Annotated in this window: 22 protein-coding genes; 11 read left to right on the forward strand and 11 right to left on the reverse strand. The window is 72.2% G+C overall.

What is annotated here, in order from left to right; translation table 11 throughout:
* Window positions 1–188 precede the first annotated feature (188 nt).
* Window positions 189–1571 carry a glycine--tRNA ligase gene (locus FM076_RS10510; protein ID WP_173869719.1) on the reverse strand — a complete coding sequence of 461 codons (1383 nt, stop codon included), beginning with the start codon at window positions 1569–1571 and terminating at the stop codon, window positions 189–191.
* Between the two features lie 321 nt (window positions 1572–1892).
* Between FM076_RS10510 and FM076_RS10515 the strand changes: the two genes are divergently transcribed.
* The 4 genes from FM076_RS10515 (at window position 1893) to FM076_RS10530 (ending at window position 5218) form a co-directional block, all read left to right on the forward strand.
* On the forward strand, window positions 1893–2948 hold the full coding sequence (locus FM076_RS10515; RefSeq protein ID WP_428814793.1) for a metal ABC transporter substrate-binding protein: 1056 nt from the start codon (window positions 1893–1895) through the stop codon (window positions 2946–2948).
* 11 nt (window positions 2949–2959) lie between these two features.
* Window positions 2960–3757: a metal ABC transporter ATP-binding protein gene (locus tag FM076_RS10520; RefSeq protein ID WP_173869721.1), complete on the forward strand. Its 798-nt coding sequence runs from the start codon at window positions 2960–2962 to the stop codon at window positions 3755–3757.
* Entirely contained in the window at window positions 3754–4695 is a 942-nt protein-coding gene (locus FM076_RS10525; RefSeq protein WP_173869723.1) for a metal ABC transporter permease, read from the forward strand. Before FM076_RS10520 ends, FM076_RS10525 begins: the two co-directional genes overlap by 4 nt.
* A 106-nt stretch (window positions 4696–4801) precedes the next feature.
* Window positions 4802–5218 carry a transcriptional repressor gene (locus FM076_RS10530; protein ID WP_173869726.1) on the forward strand — a complete coding sequence of 139 codons (417 nt, stop codon included), beginning with the start codon at window positions 4802–4804 and terminating at the stop codon, window positions 5216–5218.
* Between the two features lie 124 nt (window positions 5219–5342).
* On the opposite strand, the gene FM076_RS10535 is transcribed toward FM076_RS10530, so the two are convergent.
* Entirely contained in the window at window positions 5343–6128 is a 786-nt protein-coding gene (locus FM076_RS10535) for a TetR/AcrR family transcriptional regulator (protein WP_173869728.1), read from the reverse strand.
* A 120-nt stretch (window positions 6129–6248) separates the two neighbouring features.
* Between FM076_RS10535 and FM076_RS10540 the strand changes: the two genes are divergently transcribed.
* Both FM076_RS10540 and FM076_RS10545 read left to right on the forward strand, forming a co-directional pair.
* Window positions 6249–7190: an ATP-binding cassette domain-containing protein gene (locus FM076_RS10540; RefSeq protein WP_173869730.1), complete on the forward strand. Its 942-nt coding sequence runs from the start codon at window positions 6249–6251 to the stop codon at window positions 7188–7190.
* Complete coding sequence (locus FM076_RS10545; RefSeq protein ID WP_173869732.1) at window positions 7183–7938, forward strand: ABC transporter permease; 756 nt, start codon at window positions 7183–7185, stop codon at window positions 7936–7938. Before FM076_RS10540 ends, FM076_RS10545 begins: the two co-directional genes overlap by 8 nt.
* Before the next feature lie 33 nt (window positions 7939–7971).
* Here FM076_RS10545 and FM076_RS10550 read toward each other — a convergent pair whose 3' ends face one another.
* Window positions 7972–8619 carry a TetR family transcriptional regulator gene (locus FM076_RS10550; RefSeq protein WP_173869734.1) on the reverse strand — a complete coding sequence of 216 codons (648 nt, stop codon included), beginning with the start codon at window positions 8617–8619 and terminating at the stop codon, window positions 7972–7974.
* Between the two features lie 136 nt (window positions 8620–8755).
* On the opposite strand from FM076_RS10550, the gene FM076_RS10555 reads away from it, so the two are divergent.
* Both FM076_RS10555 and FM076_RS10560 read left to right on the forward strand, forming a co-directional pair.
* A complete protein-coding gene (locus tag FM076_RS10555; protein WP_173869736.1) occupies window positions 8756–8917 on the forward strand; it encodes a hypothetical protein in 162 nt (53 codons plus the stop codon).
* Between the two features lies 1 nt (window position 8918).
* Entirely contained in the window at window positions 8919–9200 is a 282-nt protein-coding gene (locus FM076_RS10560) for a DUF4190 domain-containing protein (RefSeq protein WP_173869737.1), read from the forward strand.
* Between the two features lie 44 nt (window positions 9201–9244).
* Here FM076_RS10560 and FM076_RS10565 read toward each other — a convergent pair whose 3' ends face one another.
* From FM076_RS10565 to leuA, 7 genes are all read right to left on the reverse strand, one after another.
* The gene (locus FM076_RS10565; protein WP_173869739.1) at window positions 9245–10111 is read right to left on the reverse strand and encodes an isoprenyl transferase; all 867 of its coding nucleotides are present in this window, start codon (window positions 10109–10111) and stop codon (window positions 9245–9247) included.
* Between the two features lie 62 nt (window positions 10112–10173).
* Window positions 10174–10932, reverse strand: a complete 759-nt coding sequence (recO, locus tag FM076_RS10570) for a DNA repair protein RecO (protein WP_173869741.1) — start codon at window positions 10930–10932, stop codon at window positions 10174–10176.
* Complete coding sequence (locus FM076_RS33620) at window positions 10929–11060, reverse strand: recombination protein O N-terminal domain-containing protein (RefSeq protein WP_243274414.1); 132 nt, start codon at window positions 11058–11060, stop codon at window positions 10929–10931. The genes recO and FM076_RS33620 overlap by 4 nt, the downstream gene beginning before the upstream one ends.
* Window positions 11061–11352: 292 nt before the next feature.
* A complete protein-coding gene (locus tag FM076_RS10580; RefSeq protein ID WP_173874652.1) occupies window positions 11353–12573 on the reverse strand; it encodes an MFS transporter in 1221 nt (406 codons plus the stop codon).
* 80 nt (window positions 12574–12653) lie between these two features.
* A complete protein-coding gene (locus FM076_RS10585) occupies window positions 12654–14027 on the reverse strand; it encodes a GH1 family beta-glucosidase (RefSeq protein ID WP_173869743.1) in 1374 nt (457 codons plus the stop codon).
* A gap of 133 nt (window positions 14028–14160) precedes the next feature.
* Window positions 14161–14829, reverse strand: coding sequence for a TerB family tellurite resistance protein (locus FM076_RS10590; RefSeq protein WP_173869745.1), 669 nt, complete (start codon window positions 14827–14829; stop codon window positions 14161–14163).
* A 153-nt stretch (window positions 14830–14982) separates the two neighbouring features.
* Window positions 14983–16755, reverse strand: coding sequence for a 2-isopropylmalate synthase (gene leuA, locus FM076_RS10595; RefSeq protein WP_173869747.1), 1773 nt, complete (start codon window positions 16753–16755; stop codon window positions 14983–14985).
* A 323-nt stretch (window positions 16756–17078) separates the two neighbouring features.
* Here leuA and FM076_RS10600 point away from each other — a divergent pair, with 323 nt between their 5' ends.
* Both FM076_RS10600 and FM076_RS10605 read left to right on the forward strand, forming a co-directional pair.
* Window positions 17079–18176 carry a M4 family metallopeptidase gene (locus FM076_RS10600; RefSeq protein ID WP_173869749.1) on the forward strand — a complete coding sequence of 366 codons (1098 nt, stop codon included), beginning with the start codon at window positions 17079–17081 and terminating at the stop codon, window positions 18174–18176.
* A 77-nt stretch (window positions 18177–18253) separates the two neighbouring features.
* On the forward strand, window positions 18254–18529 hold the full coding sequence (locus tag FM076_RS10605; RefSeq protein ID WP_173869751.1) for a protealysin inhibitor emfourin: 276 nt from the start codon (window positions 18254–18256) through the stop codon (window positions 18527–18529).
* Window positions 18530–18556: 27 nt separating this feature from the next.
* Here the strand turns inward: FM076_RS10605 and FM076_RS10610 are convergent, their stop codons facing one another.
* The gene (locus FM076_RS10610; protein WP_173869753.1) at window positions 18557–19360 is read right to left on the reverse strand and encodes an HAD family acid phosphatase; all 804 of its coding nucleotides are present in this window, start codon (window positions 19358–19360) and stop codon (window positions 18557–18559) included.
* A gap of 437 nt (window positions 19361–19797) precedes the next feature.
* Between FM076_RS10610 and FM076_RS10615 the strand changes: the two genes are divergently transcribed.
* A complete protein-coding gene (locus FM076_RS10615; RefSeq protein ID WP_173874653.1) occupies window positions 19798–21057 on the forward strand; it encodes a PfkB family carbohydrate kinase in 1260 nt (419 codons plus the stop codon).
* Window positions 21058–21257 lie beyond the last annotated feature (200 nt).

A 21257-nucleotide genomic window follows, 5' to 3' on the forward strand; every position in this document is an offset into this window, starting at 1 on the left:
TTAGAACGCGTCGCCTCCGCGCAGGACACGGCATCTCCGCTTAGCGCACGGCACCTCCGCGCAGGACACGACGCCTCCAGGCGAGGCCCGACGCCCCCACGCAAGGCCCGACGCCTCCGCGCACGCGACAGGGCCCGGCCCCCACAGGACGGGGAGCCGGGCCCTCACAGGTTCCGGGAGACGGCAGGTCAGCAGCCGATGAGGCGGCCGGCCAGGTAGCCCTCGATCTGGTCGAGGGAGACCCGCTCCTGCTTCATCGTGTCGCGCTCACGCACCGTGACGGCGTTGTCGTCGAGGGTGTCGAAGTCGACCGTGACGCAGAACGGCGTACCGATCTCGTCCTGGCGGCGGTAGCGGCGGCCGATGGCGCCCGCGTCGTCGAACTCGATGTTCCAGTGCTTGCGCAGCGTCGCCGACAGGCCGCGGGCCTTCGGGGAGAGCTGCTCGTTGCGGGACAGCGGCAGCACGGCGACCTTGACCGGGGCCAGCCGCGGGTCGAGGCGCATCACGGTGCGCTTCTCCATCTTGCCCTTGGCGTTGGGCGCCTCGTCCTCGACGTAGGCGTCGAGCATGAAGGCGAGCATCGCCCGGTTCACGCCGGCCGCCGGCTCGATGACGTACGGCGTCCAGCGCTCGCCGGCCTCCTGGTCGAAGTACGACAGGTCGTGGCCCGACGCCTTGGAGTGCGCGGTCAGGTCGAAGTCGGTACGGTTCGCGACACCCTCCAGCTCGGAGAACTCGCTGCCGCCGAAGTTGAAGCGGTACTCGATGTCGGCGGTGCGCTTCGAGTAGTGGGAGAGCTTCTCCTTCGGGTGCTCGTACCAGCGGATGTTCTCCTCACGCAGGCCCAGGTCGCGGTACCAGGCCCAGCGCTGCTCCATCCAGTACTCGTGCCACTGCTCGTCCTCGCCCGGCTTGACGAAGAACTCCATCTCCATCTGCTCGAACTCGCGGGTACGGAAGATGAAGTTGCCCGGCGTGATCTCGTTCCGGAACGACTTGCCCATCTGCGCGATGCCGAACGGCGGCTTCTTGCGCGAGGTCTGCTGGACGGCGGCGAAGTTGGTGAAGATGCCCTGCGCGGTCTCGGGGCGCAGGTAGGTCATCGAGCCCGTGTCCTGGGTCGGGCCCAGGTGGGTGGACAGCAGCCCGGAGAACTGCTTGGGCTCGGTGAAGCCGCCCTTGTTGCCGCAGTGCGGGCAGTTGATGTCGGCGAGCCCGTTCTCCGGCTCGCGGCCATGCTTGGCCTCGTACGCCTCGATCAGGTGGTCGGCACGGAACCGCTTGTGGCACGAGGTGCACTCGGTGAGCGGATCGGTGAAGGTGGAGACATGGCCGGACGCCTCCCACACCTCGGGAGCCAGGATCACCGACGAGTCGATGCCCACCACGTCGTCGCGCGAGGTGACCATGGAGCGCCACCACTGGCGCTTGATGTTCTCCTTCAGCTCCACACCCAGCGGTCCGTAGTCCCAGGCGGCACGCTGGCCGCCGTAGATCTCACTGCACGGGTAGACGAAGCCACGGCGCTTGCTGAGGCTGACAATTGTGTCGATCTTGTCGGCGGCCACGGTGCTCTCTTCGTTGACGACGAGACGGAATACCTCAGATTACTGGGCGCCGAGGGGTGCTCAGCAAATCGGTTCGGCCCAACCACGGGACCCGGCCGGGGGTACGGGGGTCGCCCCCGGAAGGACACAGCACTGGGCGCCGAGGGGTGCTCAGCAAATCGGTTCGGCCCCACGACGGGAGGGGTGCTCAGCAAATCGGTTGTCCCCTTTCCCGCCGCCTTCACGGGGCCCTCTCGGCCCCCTCGCGTCGCCCTCCGTGATGATTACGTAGCGCAAAGCTCTAGTTGACAATCGTTTCCATTTCCCGTGAAAATGACTGTCATGAACAACCGTTCCCGCACCCGTCGCCTCATACGTACCAGCGCCGCTCTGACCGCTCTCGGTGTCGGCTCCCTCACCCTCGCCGCCTGCGGCAGCGGTGCCGGTGACGACGGCAAGGTGCGGGTGGCCGCCTCCTTCTACCCGATGGCCTACCTCGCCCAGCAGATCGGCGGGGACCACGTCGAGGTCCAGAACCTCACCCAGCCCGGCACCGAGCCCCACGACCTGGAGCTGAGCCCCAAGCAGACGGGCCGGCTCAGCGAGGCGGACCTGATCGTCTACCTCAAGGGGCTCCAGCCCGCGGTGGACGAGGCCGTCGAGCAGTCCGGTGTCGAGCACGTCGCGGAGGCCACCTCCTTCACCACCCTGGAGAAGCACGGCACCGACGTGCACGGCGAGGAGGGCCACGAGCACGGCGGCCACGACCACGGCGGCCACGACCACGGCGAGCACGAGCACGGCGGCGACGAGCACGGCGGCGACGAGCACGGCGGCGACGAGCACGGGCACGAAGGGCACGACCACGGCGAGGGCGCCGCGGGCGACCCGCACGTCTGGCTCGACCCGGTGCGCTACGCCGAGATCGCCGAGGGCGTCGGCAAGCAGCTCCGGAAGGCGGACCCGGACCACAAGGACGAGTACGCCAAGAACACCAAGGCGCTCGTCCAGCGTCTCCACAAGCTGGACAAGGAGTTCCGGGACGGCCTCAAGCCCAAGAAGTCCGACACCTTCATCACCACCCACGCGGCCTTCGGGTATCTGGCCGAGCGGTACGGCCTGCACGAGGAGGCCGTCTCCGGCATCGACCCGGAGTCGGAGCCCAGCGCGGCCCGGATGAAGGAACTGCACAAGGTCGCGGAGAAGGACGACGTGGACACCGTCTTCTTCGAGGACAACGCCAGCGACAAGACCGCCAGGACCCTCGCCGGCGACCTGCGGCTGAAGACCTCCGTGCTCAGCCCCCTGGAGAGCGTCAAGGACCCGAAGAAGCAGGACTACTTCTCGGTGATGCACCAGAACCTGACCGCGCTCAAGACCGCGCTCGGCGCGCAGTGAGGATGTGAGGCATGACGAGGACGACAGCGGCACCGGGCGAGGACGCCATAACCGGGCACCCGCCCGCCGTCGCGCTGCGCGGGGCCACCGCCTCGCTGGGCGGGCGGCCCGTGCTGCGCGGGGTGGATCTGACGGTGGCGCGCGGCGAGACGGTCGCGCTGCTGGGGGCCAACGGCTCGGGAAAGTCCACCACCATCCGCGCCGTCCTGGGGCAGGTGCCGCTCACCGGCGGTGAGCTGGAGCTGTTCGGCACGCCGCTCGCCCGCTTCCGCCAGTGGCGGCGGCTGGGGTACGTCCCGCAGCGCTCCACCGCCGCGGCCGGGGTCCCTGCGACCGTCCGCGAGGTCGTGGCGGCCGGCCGGCTGGCCCGGCGCCGCTTCCGCCCGCTGGGCCGCGAGGACAAGACCGCCATCCGCACCGCCCTGGACCAGGTGGGCATGGCCGACCGGATCAAGGACCCCGTCGACGCGCTCTCGGGGGGCCAGCACCAGCGGGTGCTCATCGCCCGCGCGCTGGCCGCCGAACCCGAACTGCTGATCATGGACGAGCCGCTGGCGGGCGTGGACGTCGGCAACCAGGAGGCCCTGGCCGACACCCTGCGCCGGCAGGTCGAGCAGGGCACCTCCGTCCTGCTCGTGCTGCACGAACTGGGCCCGCTCGCCCCGCTGATCGACCGGGCGGTGGTGCTGCGCGACGGGCGGGTGGAGCGGGTGGAGAACCCGGACCGGCTGCACGACCTGGCCTGCCACCCGCACGGGGCCGTGCCCACCGAGGCGGCGCCGACGATCGAGACGGGACTGCTCACATGACCGAGATGCTCGACTACGCGTTCATGCAGCGGGCACTGCTCGCCGCGCTGCTCGTGGGCGTCGCCGCACCCGTCGTGGGCATCTACCTGGTGCAGCGGCGCCAGGCGATCATGGGGGACGGTATCGGCCACGTCGCGCTGACCGGTGTCGCGCTGGGCTTCCTGCTGAGCACCAACCCGGTGTGGATGGCCGTGCTGGTCTCCTCGCTGGGCGCGATCGCCATGGAGCTGATCCGCTGGTACGGCAAGGCGCGTGGCGACATCGCGCTGGCCATGCTGTTCTACGGCGGCATGGCGGGCGGCGTCATGATCATCAACCTGGCGCCGAACGGGTCGAACGCCAACCTCACCACCTATCTCTTCGGCTCCATCACCACCGTCTCGCCCGAGGACATCACCGCCATCGTCGGCCTCTCCGTCTTCGCGCTCCTCGTCTCGCTCGGACTGCGGCGGCAGCTGTTCGCGGTGTGCCAGGACGAGGAGTTCGCACGGGTGACGGGGCTGCCGGTGCGGCTGCTCAACCTGCTGCTGGCGGTGACGGCCGCGGTGACGGTCACCGTGGCGATGCGGGTGGTGGGGCTGCTGCTGGTGAGCGCGCTGATGGTGATCCCGGTGGCCGCCGCCCAGCAGGCCACGCGCGGCTTCGCCGCCTCCCTCGCCCTCTCGATCGGCTTCGGCGTCGTCGTCACCCTCTCCGGCACGGTGACCTCGTACTACGCGGACGTCCCGCCGGGCGCCAGCATCGTCGTCCTGGCCATCGTCCTCTTCGGCCTCGTCACGGCGGTGGCCGCGCCACTGGCCCGGCGCCGGTTCGACGGCGGGAGGCGGGGCCGGGAGGGGACTGTCGCCGAGGGGGAGCCGGCAGGCACCCTGGTAGCGGAGGGGAGCGACAGCGCCGCCGGTACGGCGGGCGGGGGTGAGCGCCCGTCCAGGGTGTAATACCCGCGCTCCGGGAGCGCCTGGCACAATGGGTCGTCGCGAACGCCGCGCCGACCCGGAGCCGCCCGGCGGCTCCCCGGAGCCGACGAACGTAAGGAGCCAGAGCGTGACCACCGCAGGTCCCCCCGTACGCGGCCGGTCGACCCGGCAGCGCGCAGCCGTCTCCGCCGCCCTCGCCGAGGTGGAGGAGTTCCGCAGCGCGCAGGAGCTGCACGACATGCTCAAGCACCGCGGCGACTCGGTCGGACTGACCACGGTGTACCGCACGCTCCAGTCCCTCGCGGACGCCGGCGAGGTGGACGTGCTGCGCACGGACGACGGCGAGGCCGTCTACCGGCGCTGCCAGAGCGACGACCACCACCATCACCTGGTCTGCCGCTCCTGCGGCAAGGCCGTCGAGGTCGAGGGCCCGGTGGTGGAGAAGTGGGCCGCCTCCGTCGCCGCCGAACACGGCTTCGTGGACGTCGGCCACACCGTGGAGATCTTCGGTACGTGCGGGGACTGCGCCAGGGCCGCCGGCTGACGCCCGCGCGGGCAGATGCCGGCTGACGCCCCCGTTGGGGGAGCACCGCCGCTGCGGGGAGACGGCGCGCGCCCACGGCCCCGGGGCGGGCCCCGCCCACCGGCCCTCTCGGGGCCGGCCGCGCCTACCGGCTCCCGGAACCGGTGCGTGAGGCGATCAGCGCCTCGATGCCGTCCAGGACCAGGCGGAGGCCGAACGCGAAGTCGGCGGAGCCGTCCCCCTGCTCCGCCTCGTCCGTCTCCACCTCCCCGGAGGCGAGAAGTTCCCTGACGGCGGGGAAGTCGCCGGAGGCGGTGAGTTCCGCCAGCAGGCTCCAATAGCGGGACTCGGTGTTCTTCCACTCCGCGCCGGCCGCCGCGCTCGCCTCCGCGATGTCCGCCATCAGCGCGACGTTGCTGCGTACGTATCCGCTGAGGGTGATCATCGCGCCCAGCTTCTCCTCGCCGTCCAGCCCGGTGCCGCGCAGGTGGGCGAGGGCCTGTTCCATCCACTCGACGTTGTGCGGGGACAGCGGCGGCGTCGCGATGGGGATGCGGACGATCCACAGGTGCCGCATCAGGACGGCGTGGTAGGCGCGGGCCCAGCGCTCCATTCCGGTGCGCCAGCCCTCCTCGGGCGCGGGGGCGGGCGGCGGGGTGCCGATCGCCGCGTCCTCCATGAGGATCAACAGGTCGTCCTTGCCCGAGACATAGCGGTAGAGCGCCATCGTGGAGACGCCGACCTCGCCGGCCACCCTGCTCATGGAGAGCGCCCCGAGCCCCTCGGCGTCGGCGATCCTGGTGGCCGCCGCGACGATGCGGGGCACGTCGAGCCCGCGGGCCGGTCCCCTGCCCGGCCGCTCCCGCAGCCCCCAGGCGGTCGCCACTCCGACGGGAAGACCGCCCCTCGGCTGCTGCTCCTTCTTCGCCATCGTGGCCGCTCCCTCTCCCGGATCTGCCGAGCACCGCTTGGCATGTGTATAGCATACGCAGTAACGTTTACGGCATACGCAGTTCCGCGTATGGCATACACAGAAGAGGGGGAACGTGCCATGGATCCATCCCCACGGGAGAGTTGGGCAATCGAGGCACAGGGGCTGGGCAAGGCGTACGGCTCCGTACCGGTGCTCTCGGGACTCGATCTGCGCGTGAGGCGCGGCAGTGTCTTCGCGCTGCTCGGACCGAACGGTGCCGGCAAGACGACCACCGTCCGCATCCTGGCGACGCTCACCCGCGCGGACAGCGGGCGGGCGAGCGTCGCGGGCCACGACGTGGCCACCGAGCGGTCCCGGGTGCGCCGGACCCTGAGCCTCACCGGGCAGTACGCGGCGCTCGACGAGGAGCAGTCAGGGCGGGAGAACCTGCGGATGATGGCGCGGCTGCGCGGCCACTCGCGGGCGGGCGCCCGCCGCCGGACCGACGAACTGCTGGCACGGTTCGCGCTCACCGAGGCGGCGGACCGGCGGGTGGGCACCTACTCGGGCGGCATGCGGCGCCGGCTGGACATCGCGGCGGGACTGGTGGGCGACCCGGAGGTGGTGTTCCTGGACGAGCCCACGACGGGACTGGACCCGCGCAGCCGCCGCACGATGTGGCAGGCCGTCCAGGAGCTGGCCCGCGCGGGCGTCACCGTCTTCCTCACCACCCAGTACCTGGAGGAGGCCGACCAGTTGGCCGACCAGGTCGCCGTGCTCGACAAAGGCCGGATCGTCGCCCAGGGCACCCCGGAGGAGCTGAAGAAGACGGTCGCCGCACAGCGCCTCGACCTCACCCTGACCCACCGCGGGGCGTACGAGGAGATGGCCGCGCGCCTGACCGGCCGGGTGCTGCACCGGGAGCCGGAGGACCTGCTGCTGGGGGTGGCGACCGACGGCAGCGCGGCCCATGTGCGGGCGCTGCTGGACGAGTTGGACCCGGCCCGGACCGAGGTCGCGCGGTTCGCCCTGCACAGCGCCACCCTCGACGACGTCTTCCTGGAGCTGACCCATGAGTGATGCCACGGCCTTCACGGTTCTCGCGGGCAGGTCCGTCCGGCTGACCCGGCGCAACCCGGACGCGGTGATCACGGCACTGGTGCTGCCGGTGCTGCTGATGCTGGTCTTCGTCTACTTCTTCGGCGGTGCCATCGAGACCGGCGCGGAGCGGTACGTGACCTATGTGGCGCCGGGCGTGCTGATCCTGTGCGCCGGGTACGGCGCGTCGATGACGGCGACCACCGTCTCCCACGACATGACGAACGGCATCATCGACCGCTTCCGCTCCATGGACACCAGCGGCACCGCCGTGCTGACGGGCCATGTCGTGGCGAGCGTGGTCCGCAACGCGGCGGCGACGGCGGCCGTGCTCGGTGCCGCCTTCGCGATCGGCTTCAGGCCGCACGCGGGGGCGGCCGGATGGCTGGCGGCGAGCGGCATCCTGCTGCTGTACATCACCACGCTCTCCTGGCTGGGCGCGGCGGCGGGCCTGCTGGCCAGAACACCCGAGGCGGCGGGCGGCTTCACCTTCGTGATGCTCTTCCTGCCCTACCCCAGCAGCGCGTTCGTGCCCATCGACACCATGCCCGGCTGGCTGCACGGCTTCGCCGACAACCAGCCGGTCACCCCGGTCATCGAGTCCCTGCGCGCCCTCCTGCTCGACCGGCCCGCGGGCGACAGCCCCTGGCTCGCCACCGCCTGGTGCCTGGGCCTGCTGGCGGTGACCCTGCCCCTGTGCGCACTCCTGTTCCGACGCCGCACGGCCTGACACCGGCCCGTGCGGGGGGTCACGGGGCCGGAGTCACGGAGCGGGGGGCGCCTGCTGCGAGGTCCAGTGGCGGCGGCCCAGGCTGATGAGGCGGAGCTGGCGGCGGGCCGTGTGGGCGACGGCGTCCTCGGGCGGGCCCTCGCCCTGGGCCGCCGCCAGGAAGGCGAAGGCCGTCATCACCATGTGGTCGACGTACGTCTCGCCCAGCATGCGCAGGTCCTCCGCGCTCCAGCCGCGGGAGACCTCGTCGCGGGCCAGCAGTCGGGCCACCTCCTCGGCGAAGCGGTCGAGCTGGGCGCCGATGGCCGTGCGCACGGCGGCCACGCCGCCGTGCCGCTCGCGGGCCACGAAGCGGATGTGCTCGGGGTGCCGGCGCACGTACGCGGCGATGGCCTCGACGAGGTGGTCGATGCGCTCGCCGTCCTCGCTGCGCTCGGTCAGTCCCTCCCGTATCACTTCGTGCAGGCTGCCGAGGGACTCCTCCACCAGGGCGACACCCAGGTCTGCGACGTCCCGGAAGTGCCGGTAGAAGGCCGCCGGGGAGATCCCCACGGCACGGGTGATCTCGCGCAGGCCGATGCTGCTGAGGCTCTGCTCCTCCAGCAGCGCCAGGCCCGCGTCCAGCAGGGCGCGGCGCGTCCGGGCCTTCTGGAGGTCCCGCTGCGACTGGGTGGTGCTCATGGGCTCAGTAAACAGTTGTGTGCCGAGCCCCGCAATGGGGTACTCTCAACTCAGTGAACAGTTGTCACGACAGTTGTTCACCGAAAGACCGGGACACACCGACGACCGCCGACACGCACCGAGTTGGGAGAGCGACATGATCTTCCTCGTCGCCGCGTTCCTCCTGCTGGGCGTGCTGGTGGGCCCACCGGCCCAGCTGCCGCCCGCCGTGAGCCTCACCGCAGCCGCGGTCATCGCCGTCTGGCTGCTCGTCTTCACCGTCCGCGAGCGCACCCGCCGCCACCGGAAGGAGAGCTGACATGAGCACGGCCGACACAGCGCGCACCCTCCCCAAGGGCCGCACCCGGCGGGGAGACGCGAACGACATGGCCGTGGCCTCGTTCGTGATGGGCCTGGTCGGGCTGCTGGTCTTCAACATCGTGCTGGGCCCGTGCGCCGTCGTCCTGGGCGCCCTGGCCCTCTCCCGCGACACCACCCGCCGCGGGCGCGCCCTGCTGGGCGCGGCCCTCGGCGTCGCCGACCTGATCGTGCTGGCCGTCCTGGTGACCGCGAACGGCACGGTCTCCTGGAGCTTCGCCTAGCAGCACCGCGGAGCTCCCTGGCAGCAGCGCGGGGCCGGCCGCCCCTACGAGTCCTGCGAGTCCTGCGCGGCGCCCTTCTCCTGGCCCTGCGCGGCGCCCTTCTCCGGCCCGTCGGGCCGGGCGCCGCCGAAGCGGCGGTCGCGCTTGGCGTACTCCAGGCAGGCCGCCCACAAGTCGCGCCGGTCGAAGTCCGGCCACAGCACGTCCTGGTACACCATCTCCGCGTAGGCGCTCTGCCAGATCAGATAGTTGGACGTGCGCTGCTCGCCCGACGGACGCAGGAAGAGGTCCACATCCGGCATGTCCGGGTAGTACAGGTACTTCGCGAAGGTCTTCTCGTTGACCTTCGCCGGGTCCAGCCGTCCCGCCGCGACGTCCTCGGCGATACCGCGCGCCGCGTCCGCGATCTCCGCGCGCCCCCCGTAGTTGACGCAGAAGTACAGCGTCATCGCGTCGTTGCCCCTGGTCTGCTCCTGGGCGACCTGGAGTTCCTGGACGACCGACTTCCACAGCTTCGGCATCCGGCCCACCCAGCGGATACGGATGCCCAGCTCGTCCATCTCGTCACGGCGGCGGCGGATCACATCGCGGTTGAAGTTCATCAGGAAGCGGACCTCTTCGGGCGAGCGCTTCCAGTTCTCCGTGGAGAAGGCGTAGAGCGACAGGTTCTTCACGCCCATCTCCAGGCAGCCCTTGAGGACGTCCATGACGACGCCCTCACCGACCTTGTGCCCCTCCGTGCGCGGCAGCCCCCGCTGCTTGGCCCACCGGCCGTTGCCGTCCATGACGACCGCCACATGGTTCGGCACCAGCTCGCCCGGGATCTTGGGCGGCCGGGCCCCCGAGGGGTGCGGCTCGGGCGTCGCGTACTCGCGCTGCTGCGACCAGGACAGCATCCCGCGGCGTGCCATTCGGTACTCAACTCCAGCGGACATGTGAGAGGGAACAGGGGAGTGGACTGACCCCGCCGAGCCTAACCGCTCGATGCCTGCCGCACGTACCGCAGGGAACGCAGCCCCCGCTCCAGATGCCAGTGCAGATACGCGGAGACCAGGCCGGAGCCCTCCCGGCAGTGCCGGGGCTCGGCGGCGTCCGCCGTCTCCCAGTCCCCGGCCAGCAGGGCCCCCAGCAGCCGCAGCGCCTCCGGCGAGGGCACCACACTGCCCGGCACCCGGCAGTCGCCGCACACCACGCCGCCCGAGGCCACGGAGAAGAACCGGTTCGGGCCCGGCAGCCCGCACTTGGCGCAGTCCGCGAAACTGGGGGCGTAACCGCCCATCGCCAAGGAGCGCAGCAGGAAGGCGTCCAGCACCAGGTTCGCGCTGTGCTCGCCCGAGGCGAGGGTACGCAGACCGCCGACCAGCAGCAGGTACTGCTGCACGTTCGGCTCGCCCTCGTGGTCGGTGAACCGCTCGGCCGTCTCCAGCATGGCCGTCCCGGCGGTGTAGCGGTCGTAGTCCCCCACGATGCCCCGGCCGTACGGGGCGATCGTCTCCGTCTGCGTGCAGAGCGGGAGCCCCCGCCCCACCAGCTCGCTGCCCCGCGCGAAGAACTGCACGTCCACATGGCTGAAGGGCTCCAGCCGCGCCCCGAACTTCGACTTGGTCCGCCGCACCCCCCGGGCCACCGCCCGCACCCTCCCGTGCCCACGCGTGAGCAACGTGATGATGCGGTCGGCCTCTCCCAGCTTCTGGGTACGCAGCACGATGCCGTCATCGCGGAACAAGCTCACGCGCCCACCGCCCCGCGCCCCGGCCGGGGGTACGGGGGTCGCCCCCCGGGAGAACACAGCATGATGCGGTCGGCCTCACCGAGCTTCTGGGTACGCAGCACGATGCCGTCGTCGCGGAACAGGGACATGGGGGCATTCTCCCGTACGCAACTGTCACGGCGCCCCGCGAGGGGCGGGCTGCCTCCCGCCGCGAGGGTGGTGGTCCGCTGCCGGGTGCGGGTGAGCTGTGGCCGCTCGCGCAGTCCCCGGGCCCCTTACGGGCGCGCCCCTTACGGAAGGCTCACGTCCCCCCACCCGGGGTGACCAGGCCGGTCTCGTACGCCGTGATGACCGGTTGCGCGCGGAACCGCCGCGCGAAGCCGCCGTGCGGGGCCGCCCGCGGCAGGAGGGCCGGGGGCCGGTCAGTGGACCGGCCCCCGGTCAGCGGACCGTGCGGATGCGGAGGACCAGGACCGCGCCGAGGAGGCCGATGGCGGCCGAGGCGAGGTAGAGGGCGGGGTAGCCGCCGGCGCGGGTCACCAGGAGCGCGGCCAGGGCGGGGGCGGCCACCTGGGGAAGGGAGTTGGCGATGTTGATGACGCCCAGGTCCTTGCCGCGGTCGCGGGCGGCGGGCAGCACATCGGCCATGAGGGCGAAGTCGACGGAGGTGAAGACGCCGAAGCCGATGCCGAGCAGCGCGGCGGCGGTCAGGGCTCCGGTCCACGTCTGCCAGAGGGCCATCAGCGCGGCGGCGGCGGCCATCACGGCGCCGGCTCCCAGGACGAAGGGCTTGCGCCGGCCCACCCGGTCGGACCAGACGCCGCCGGCCAGCACGGTCGCCAGCAGCAGTACGGCGTTCAGGGCGGTCAGCACGAGGACGCCGTCCTCGGGTTCGGCCAGCTCCAGGACGTCGCGCAGGTAGTACAGCAGGTAGAGCAGCACGAGGGAGTTGCCGAGGTTGACCAGGAAGCGGGTCAGCCAGGCCCAGCCGAAGTCGGGGTGGGCGCGGGGGCTGATCCAGAAGCCGCGCCAGGTGAACGCGGGCCGCAGGGTGCGCGGCAGGGCCGCGTCCTGCCGCAGCAGCAGGTAGGGCACCACGGCGAGCACCGTGAACAGGGCGCATGCCAGGTATCCGGCGGTGATGCCGCCGGCCGCCAGGGCCAGGCCGGTGCCCAGGACGACACCGAGGGTCTGGGAGACACCCAGCCAGCCGCCGACGGTGCCGCGCTGCGGGCCGGGCACCCGGTCGGGCACGGCCGCGACCAGCGCGGCGAAGGTGGCGTTCAGCGCGAGCTGCACCAGGCACCAGCCCAGCACCATCGCCGTGGTGCTGGGCGCGAGGGCGAGGACGGCCAGTCCGGCCGCGCCACCGACGGCACCGGCCGCGATCCACGGTGTGCGGCGGCCCCAGCGGGAGGTGGTGCGGTCGGAGACGGCGCCGAAGAGCGGGTTGGCGACCAGCGAGACGGCCGCGCCGATGCCGGTGACCCAGGCCAGGACGGACTCCTTGCTCCGGCCGCCGGGGGCCAGTTCGGCGGCCTGCAGGGCCAGCAGCACCTGGAGCGGCCCGTACCAGCCCACCCACACCGAGGCGTTGGCCAGGGACAGGGCGGCCGTCCACCGGCCGGTGACGGGCACGGTGGGCTCGGCGTAGGGGGCCAGATCGAGATCGGGGCCGGTGCCGGGGAGGGGGCCGGTGGCCTGCCGGGGCGGCGTCGACTCCCCCTCGGGGACCGGCCCGGTCACCCGCCGTCCCCGTCGCGCTGCGCGCGCAGCGCGTCCCGCAGCCAGCGGTAGGAGTCCTTCGGGGTGCGCTCCAGCGTCGCGTAGTCCACGTGCACGAGTCCGAAGCGCTGCGCGTGCCCCTCCGCCCACTCGAAGTTGTCCAGCAGCGACCAGACGAAGTAGCCGCGCACGTCCACGCCGTCGCCGAGGGTCGTGTGCAGCTCGCGCAGGTGGGCGTCGAGGAAGGCGATGCGGCGGGTGTCGTGCACGGGGTCCGGGTAGGCGCAGCCGTTCTCGGTGATCATGACGGGCGGCAGCCGGTCGCCGTATCTGTCGCGCAGCGTGCGCAGGGTCTCCGACAGGCCCTCGGGGACGACGGCCCAGCCGAAGCCGGTGCGCTCGCGGCCGGGTATCTCCCGGATGCCGAAGGGGAGTTCGGCGGGCAGCCCGATGCCCGCGAAGGCGTTCGCCTGTGCTCGCGGGTCGGGGGCGCCGACGAGAGTGGGCTGGTAGTAGTTGACGCCGTACCAGTCGAGCGAGCCGCCGATCACCTTCAGGTCGTCGGTGACGGGCCCGGGCAGCAGGGCGGCCAGCCCCTCGTCGGGGTAGCGGCCCAGCAGCAGCGGGTCGGCGAACAGCCGATTGGTGACGACGTCGTAGAAGCCCGCGGCGCCCGTGTCCTCCTCGCGGCCGGACAGCGGCCAGACGGGTCCGTGGGAGTTGGCGACGCCGATCGAGCGCGCGCCGCGCGCCCGCAGCGCCGCGGCGGCGAGCCCGTGGCCGAGCAGCTGGTGGTGGGCGGCGGGCAGCGCGTCGAACAGCAGCCGTCTGCCGGGCGCGTGTTCGCCGAGGCCGTAGCCGAGCAGGGTCAGCTCGGCGGGTTCGTTGAGGGTGATCCAGTGGGTGACGCGGTCACCGAGGCGGGCGGCGACCACCTCGGCGTAGTCGGCGAACCGCCGCGCGGTGTCCCGCTCCAGCCAGCCGCCGCGCTCCTCCAGCGGCAGCGGGGTGTCCCAGTGGAAGAGGGTGGGCACCGGCTCGATCCCGGCCTCGCGCAGCGCGTCCACGAGCCGGTCGTAGAAGTCGAGCCCGGCGGGGTTGACCTCGCCGCCGCCCGCGGGCCGGACCCGCGGCCAGGAGACGGAGAACCGGTAGGCGCCCACGCCCAGTTCGCGCAGCAGGGCCACGTCCTCGCGCCAGCGGTGGTAGTGGCCGGTGGCGACGGTCGCGTCCGTTCCGTCCCTGATCCGCCCGGGTGTGCGGGAGAAGGCGTCCCAGGACGAGGGGCCGCGCCCGTCCTCCTCCACGGCTCCCTCGATCTGGAAGGCGGAGGTGGACACCCCCCACAGGAAGCCGTCGGGGAAGGCGGGCAGCGGCTGGGGGCTCGTCATGTCCGGAGCCCATCAGCGGCCCGCACCGGAGTCAATACCCGTGCGTAACAACGGCGTCGGCGCGCCTCCTCCGGCACGGACGGCACGCTTCCCCACCGGTGGGGAAGCGTGCCGTCCGGCCGCGCCGCGCCGGTCAGGAAGGGGTACGGGCCTGGGCCAGGAGGCGGTCCACGTCGTCCGCGCCGATCTCCAGCGCGCGCCCGACGGTGGCCAGCACCTCGCGCTCGGCGGCGCAGTACACCCCGTCGGCGAGCGCGATCCGCGCCCCCTGGAGCAGCAGGCTCTCGCGGCCGGGCACGGCAAGGTGCGGGGCGAGGGGGGCGAGCACCTCGTGCAGTTCGATCTCCATGGAGACGTGGGTGCGGCCGTGCTGCCTGCTCTCGGCGGTGACCGCGGCCAGCAGCGCGGTCAGTTCCTCCTCGGTGCAGCCGGGGAAGCCGGCGGCCCGCACCGTCTCGGCGGCGGTCTCGCGTGCGGCCCGCGCGTCGGCGCCGCCGGCCGCCAGCACGGCGAGCGCCACGCTGTGCACCGCCTCGCGCAGCATCGCGGCGAGCCGTCCGGTGGTGGGGTGGTCGAGCGTGTCGGCGGTGAAGTGCCCGCGGCAGGCGACGCATTCGACGACGGGGCCGGCGGTGCCGCGCGGGACCAGCGGGACGCCCAGGACCACGAAGCGCCGCCGCCCCGTACGCCTGCGGTAGCGGCGGTCCCCGCCGCAGCCGGGGCAGAAGAAGTCGCCGTCGTCGAGGGTGCGCCAGCTCGTGCGGACCCCTGCGAGACGTACACGGAAGGGTCGTTGGCGCATGACCTCGCACCTCCATCACGATTCGGCAACGTCGCCGGGTGGACGTGATATTAACCACAGCGGCGTGCGGGAGACAGCCCCCGGAGCCGTTTTCGGCCTCCGGGGGCCGGGGACATCTCCGGCACACCGCGCGGCGGGGTGCCCGCCGACGCGTCAGCGGTAGGCGCGGTTGACGGCCGAGACGGCCGCCTTGATGGAGGCGCGCACGATGTTGGCGTCGATGCCCACGCCCCACAGGACCTGGCCGCCGATGGCGCATTCGATGTAGGCGGCGGCCTGGGCGCCGACGCCCTCGCTCATGGTGTGCTCCACGTAGTCGAGCAGCCGCACGTCCACGTCGATGGTGTGCAGGGCGTCGAAGAACGCGGCCAGCGGGCCGTTGCCGGTGCCGCTGAGGGTCACGGGCTCGCCGTCCACCACGGCCTCGACGGTGAGCGCGTCGGCGCCGTCGCTCGTGGTGGAGGTCTGCGCCCCGCGCAGCGCGATGCGGCCCCAGCTCTTGTCCGGGGTGGGCAGGTACTCGTCCTGGAAGACGGCCCAGATGTCGGCGGGGGTGACCTCGCCGCCCTCGGTGTCGGTCTTCTCCTGGATGATCCTGGAGAACTCCACCTGCATCCGGCGCGGCAGGTCCAGGTGGTGCTCGCCCTTGAGGACGTAGGCGATGCCGCCCTTGCCGGACTGGGAGTTGACGCGGATGACGGCCTCGTAGGAGCGGCCGACGTCCTTGGGGTCGATCGGCAGGTAGGGCACCGCCCACTCGATCTCGTCCACGCTCCTGCCCGCCTTCCCGGCGCGGGCCTCCATGGCCTCGAAGCCCTTCTTGATGGCGTCCTGGTGGGAGCCGGAGAAGGCGGTGTAGACGAGGTCGCCCGCGTACGGGTGGCGGGGGTGGACCTCCATCTGGTTGCAGTACTCGTAGGTGCGGCGGATCTCGTCGATCTGCGAGAAGTCGATCATCGGGTCGACGCCCTGGCTGAACAGGTTCATGCCCAGGGTGACCAGGTCCACGTTGCCGGTGCGCTCGCCCTGGCCGAACAGGCATCCCTCGACGCGGTCGGCACCGGCCATCACGGCCAGCTCGGCGGCGGCCACCGCGGTGCCCCGGTCGTTGTGCGGGTGCACCGAGAGGCATACGTGCTCGCGGCGGGACAGGTGGCGGCCCATCCACTCGAAGCGGTCGGCGTGGGTGCTGGGGGTGGACCGCTCGACGGTGGCGGGCAGGTTGAGGATGATCTCGCGGCCGTCCTCGGGCTGCCACACGTCCATGACGCCCTCGCAGACCTCCAGCGCGAAGTCCAGCTCGGTGTCGGTGAAGATCTCCGGGCTGTACTGGTAGCCGAAGACGGTGCGCTCGTCCAGCAGCTTCTCGGCGTACTCCATCACCAGCCGGGTGCCGTCCACCGCGATCTGCTTGACCTGCTCGCGGGTGCCGCGGAAGACCACCTCACGGAAGACCGGCGCGGTCGCGTTGTACAGGTGGACGGTGGCGTGGTGGGCGCCCTTGAGCGACTCGACGGTCCGCTCGATCAGTTCCTCGCGGGCCTGGGTGAGGACGGAGATGGTCACGTCCTCGGGGATCGCGTCCTCCTCGATGATGGAGCGGACGAAGTCGAAGTCCGTCTGCCCGGAGGAGGGGAAGCCGACCTCGATCTCCTTGTAGCCCATGCGCACCAGCAGGTCGAACATCTCGCGCTTGCGGGCGGGGGACATCGGGTCGATCAGCGCCTGGTTGCCGTCCCGCAGATCGGTGGACAGCCAGCGGGGCGCCTTGGTGATGCGCTTGTCGGGCCAGGTGCGGTCGGGCAGGTGCACGGCCTCGTACCGGCCGTACTTGTGGACCGGCATGCCCGAGGGGCGCTGGCGGACGGTGGCGGCGGTCAGGGGGGTGGCGCGGCCGACGGGGCCGTGCGCGGGCTGGGACGTCATGACGTTCAGGGCTCCTGTGGGATGGCTGCTCAAAGGGCCGACGACAGCACCGGACTCCGCGGGGAGGGGGTCGGCCTCTGGTGGCTACAGACCCTCGCCGCGGCAGCTAAGAAGAAGCAGCCCGAAACGCATGATGCCCGCAGCATAACGGAGGGCTGCCGGGCCGGGAGTGGCGTATCACCATGCGGGATGCGGCGGGCAGGTGCCGTCAGACGGTCAAACCCGGCGAAAGGGGAGTTTTCCCTGCCGCGTTCACCACCGTTTTGCGGGAATCCTCGCAGCGACCGGTGACAGGTCGGTGACTCAGTGCCACATTGCTCAGTATGAACGCACATCCCAGGCACTCATCGCAGACCCACCCCGTCTTCTGCACCATCGTGCCCCCTCACCTCCTCGACCAGGTATCGAGGCACGGTGACGACATCCTCTCCCGGCCCGCCCGGCGCACTCTGGAGCGGGACGCGACCCAGCGCACCCGCCGCCGCATCACTACGGTGCGTTATGGCGTCCTCGCGGCGGCGCCCGCGGTACCCGACATCGACCCCGCCGAGCGGAAGCCGCGGCGCACCATCTACGACGCCGGGAACAAGGAGGACCTCCCCGGCAAGAAGGTCCGCGAGGAGAGCGGCGAGCCCTCCCAGGACGCCTCGGTCAACCGCGCCTACGCCGGTCTGGGCGCCACGTTCGAGCTGTACCTGGACGTCTACGACCGCTACTCCATCGACGGCGCCGGACTCCCGCTGGACGCGACCGTGCACTACGGCGACGACTACGGCAACGCCTTCTGGGACGGCGAGCGCATGGTCTTCGGCGACGGCGACGGGGAAATCTTCCGGGACTTCACGCTTCCCGTGGAGGTCATCGGCCACGAGCTGACCCACGGGGTGACGCAGTACACCGCCAACCTGGAGTACTTCGGCCAGTCCGGCGCGCTCAACGAGTCGGTCTCCGACGTCTTCGGCTCCCTGATCAAGCAGCACAGCCTGGGGCAGAGCGCCGAGGAGGCCGACTGGCTGATCGGCGCCGGGCTGTTCACCGACCGGGTGGAGGGCGAGGCCCTGCGCTCCATGAAGGCCCCCGGCACCGCCTACGACGACGACGTGCTCGGGAAGGACCCGCAGCCGGCGACCATGGACGCGTACGTCCAGACGGGCACCGACAACGGCGGCGTCCACATCAACTCCGGCATCCCCAACCACGCCTTCTACAAGCTGGCCGTGGACCTGGGCGGCAACGCCTGGGAGCGCGCGGGCCAGATCTGGTACGACACCCTCACCGGGGGCGGCCTGACGCCCGAAGCCGACTTCGCCGGCTTCGCCGCGGCGACCGTCGAGGCCGCCAAGTCCCGCTACGGCGACGGCAGCACCGAGCACGAGGCGGTACGCAAGTGCTGGTCCGAGGTGGGCGTGACGTCCGGGTGACGCGCGGCTGACCCCCGTCCCCCGAAGCCACCCGAGCGGTACTTAACGTACGGCCGGAGAGCCGGGAAGATGGAGGTATGCGTATCACCGTCATCCGCACGGGTGGCTTCGGCGGACTGACCCGCCGGGCCACCCTGGAGACCGCCGGGCGGCCCGACGCCGGGCACCTCGCGCAGCTCGCCGACCGCGCGCTGCGCGAGGGGCTGAGCGAGGCGCCGATGGGCGTGCCCGACGGGTTCCACTACGAGCTGCGTGTCCAGGACGGCCCCACGCGGACCGCCCACTTCGCCGACCCCAAGCTGACCGAGGCCCAGTCGGAGGTGGTCAGAAAGGTCCTCAAGGAAGGCGCGTGAGCCCGCGGCCGTTGAGCCGGCGGGGTCTCAGGGCAGGTAGTACATCGGGTTCGGCAGTTTGACCTTGCGGGCGGCGTGGCCGCCCGAAAGGTCGCTGTACTGGTCGCCGAAGTTGGCGAGGATGTCGTACCCCTGGTCCTCGATGTGCGCCCGCGTGCCCGACTTGTACTCGACCGTGGTGCAGTCGCCGCCGCAGTCGAGGTAGGCGGGCGGGTTCTTCTCGTCCTTCAGGAAGAAGTGCTTCTTGTCGACGGGGATGTCGTAGCCGGCCTTCTTGAGGTTCCGCACGCTCCAGTCGCGCTGGTACTCCTTGCGGCCCGTCACCAGGAAGACCGTGACGCCCTTCCCGTGCGCCCAGTTGACCAGCTTGCGCATGCCGAAGACGGGGTCCATGTTCTCGGTGCGCAGGTACGCGTCCTGGGCCTGCGGGGTGAAGTGGTAGCCCACGCGCCGCTCGAAGTTGTAGGTGAGCAGCGTGGTGTCGTCCACGTCCAGCACGATGGCGGGCCTGTCGCGGTCGCGGCCCGCGCTCCGGCCGTGGCGGCGGGCGTCCAGGTCCCGCTCCAGGTCCTTGCGGGCCTTGGCCGCGATGCCGCGCGTCTGCTTGGCGTAGTTGCTGTGCGGGGAGGCGTAGTGCTCGCCGTCCTCGGTCTCGATGTCGCCGTAGTAGGCCTCGATCTTCGTCTTCACCTGGTCGAGGTTGGGGATCTCCTTGTCGCTCCTGGGCACCGCGTGCTCGGCGGTGGCCTGGCCGACCCCGAAGAGGGCCGCGCCCGCGACGGCGGCGACGGCGGCCAGGGACAGGGCGGAACGCACAGGACGGCGGGACATACGCGGCTCCTCGTGGGGACACGGCGGGGGAAGATCCCCGGGAAGGTAGCAGTGCGCCAGGCCCCCGATCTACGCGCGGAGATTCAACGATGGGCAAAAACCCGTCCCCGAACCCCCGCCGGGGGCGCCCGGATCACCCCCGTACGCCCCCCGGCGGCCACCGGACCCCAGGGGCGGCCGGCCCCGACAGCCCCCTGCCCGCCCGTCCCACCGGCCGCCCCGGCCGCCGGACACCGCGGGGTCGCCCGGGGGAGGGAGAAACCGGACGTCACGGGGCACCGGCGCCCCGGCCGCAGGGACTATGGTCGGTGGCACCGCACCGGGGAACCCGGCACGGGAAGGCCGGGGACAGGCACGTCGACGGGGAAGGCACGGTCAGCACGGTGAGCACGCGCAGGAGCCCCCAGTCCGGTCCGCCCACGCCCGGCCGGCCGCCGATGCCCGGCCAGTCGGGGCGCGGCCCAGGCCACACCCACCCGGCGGCGCACCCCGCCCCCCGCCCGCACGCGCTCCAGACACCGCGCGCCGCCCTCTCACGCCCCCTCTTCGACCCGCTCGCCGCCGTACGGGAACCGGGCGGCCCCCGCTACGACGTGTATCTGACCGGGACCGTCTTCCTCGACATCATCTTCACCGGCCTCGACTCCGCCCCCGTGCGCGGCACCGAGTCCTGGGCCCGCGGCATGGGCTCCTCCCCCGGCGGCATCGCCAACATGGCCACCGCGCTGGCCCGCCTGGGGCTGCGCACCTCGCTCGCGGCGGCCTTCGGCGACGACATGTACGGCGACTACTGCCGCGAGGAGCTGGAGGCGGGCGAGGGCATCGACCTGTCCCTCTCCCACACCGTCCCCGGCTGGCACTCGCCGGTCACGGTCTCGATGGCGTACGAGGGCGAGCGGACGATGATCTCCCACGGCCACGAGGCGCCGCCCAAGGCGCGGTCTGCCCCCGGCGGTACGGCCGCAGGCGGTACCGCCGGCCCCGGCGCGCCGGGCGGCGCCGGCGAGGCCGCCGACGCGGCCTTCGACCCCGACGCGCCCGAGTGCCCGCCGCCCGCCACCGCGTGCGTCTCCTCGCTGGTGCCCGGACGGCCCCAGGAGTGGATCGCGACGGCCGCCGGGCGCGGCAGCCGCGTCTTCGCCGACGTCGGCTGGGACGAGACGGGCCGCTGGGACCTGGCGGCGCTGGCCGAACTGCCGCACTGCGAGGCGTTCCTCCCCAACGCCGTCGAGGCCATGCGCTACACCCGCACCGACTGCCCCCGCACCGCGGCGCACGCCCTCGCCGAGCACGTGCCGCTGGCGGTGGTCACCCTGGGAGCGGAGGGGGCGTACGCCGTGGACGCGCGCACCGGGGAGACGGCCGACGTGCCCGGTATCGCCGTCGAGGCGCTGGACACCACCGGCGCGGGTGACGTCTTCGTCGCCGGGTTCGTCACCGGCAGCCTGGCCGGGTGGCCCCTCCCCGACCGCCTCGCCTTCGCGGGGCTGACCGCCGCCCTGTCCGTCCAGGAGTTCGGCGGCTCCCTCTCCGCACCCGGCTGGCCCGAGATCGCCGCCTGGTGGCGCACGACCGGCTCCCAGGACCCCGGCTACGCCCGGTACGCCTTCCTGCGGCGCATCCTCACGGACTGCGCGTCCTCGGTGCCTGCGCGAAGGGCGGTGCCCACGCTGGGCTTCCGCCCGCCCGAGGGCTGACGTCCGCGAGGGCGGCTGCCGGGCGGTCCCGGCGGCGGAATGCGGCGGGCGGAGTGCGGCGGGCAGGTCCCGGCGGGCGGACAGCGCCACATCGGAGAGTCATCGGGCGGTAACTTTCTGTAGAGAGATGTGTGCGACCGCGGGCCCCATGGACCCGCGGCGGGCCCGTCTCGCTGTGCTCCGCCTGTTTCCTCGAAGGG

This window comes from Streptomyces albus subsp. chlorinus (genome assembly GCF_013302895.1).
Classification (GTDB): domain Bacteria; phylum Actinomycetota; class Actinomycetes; order Streptomycetales; family Streptomycetaceae; genus Streptomyces; species Streptomyces chlorinus.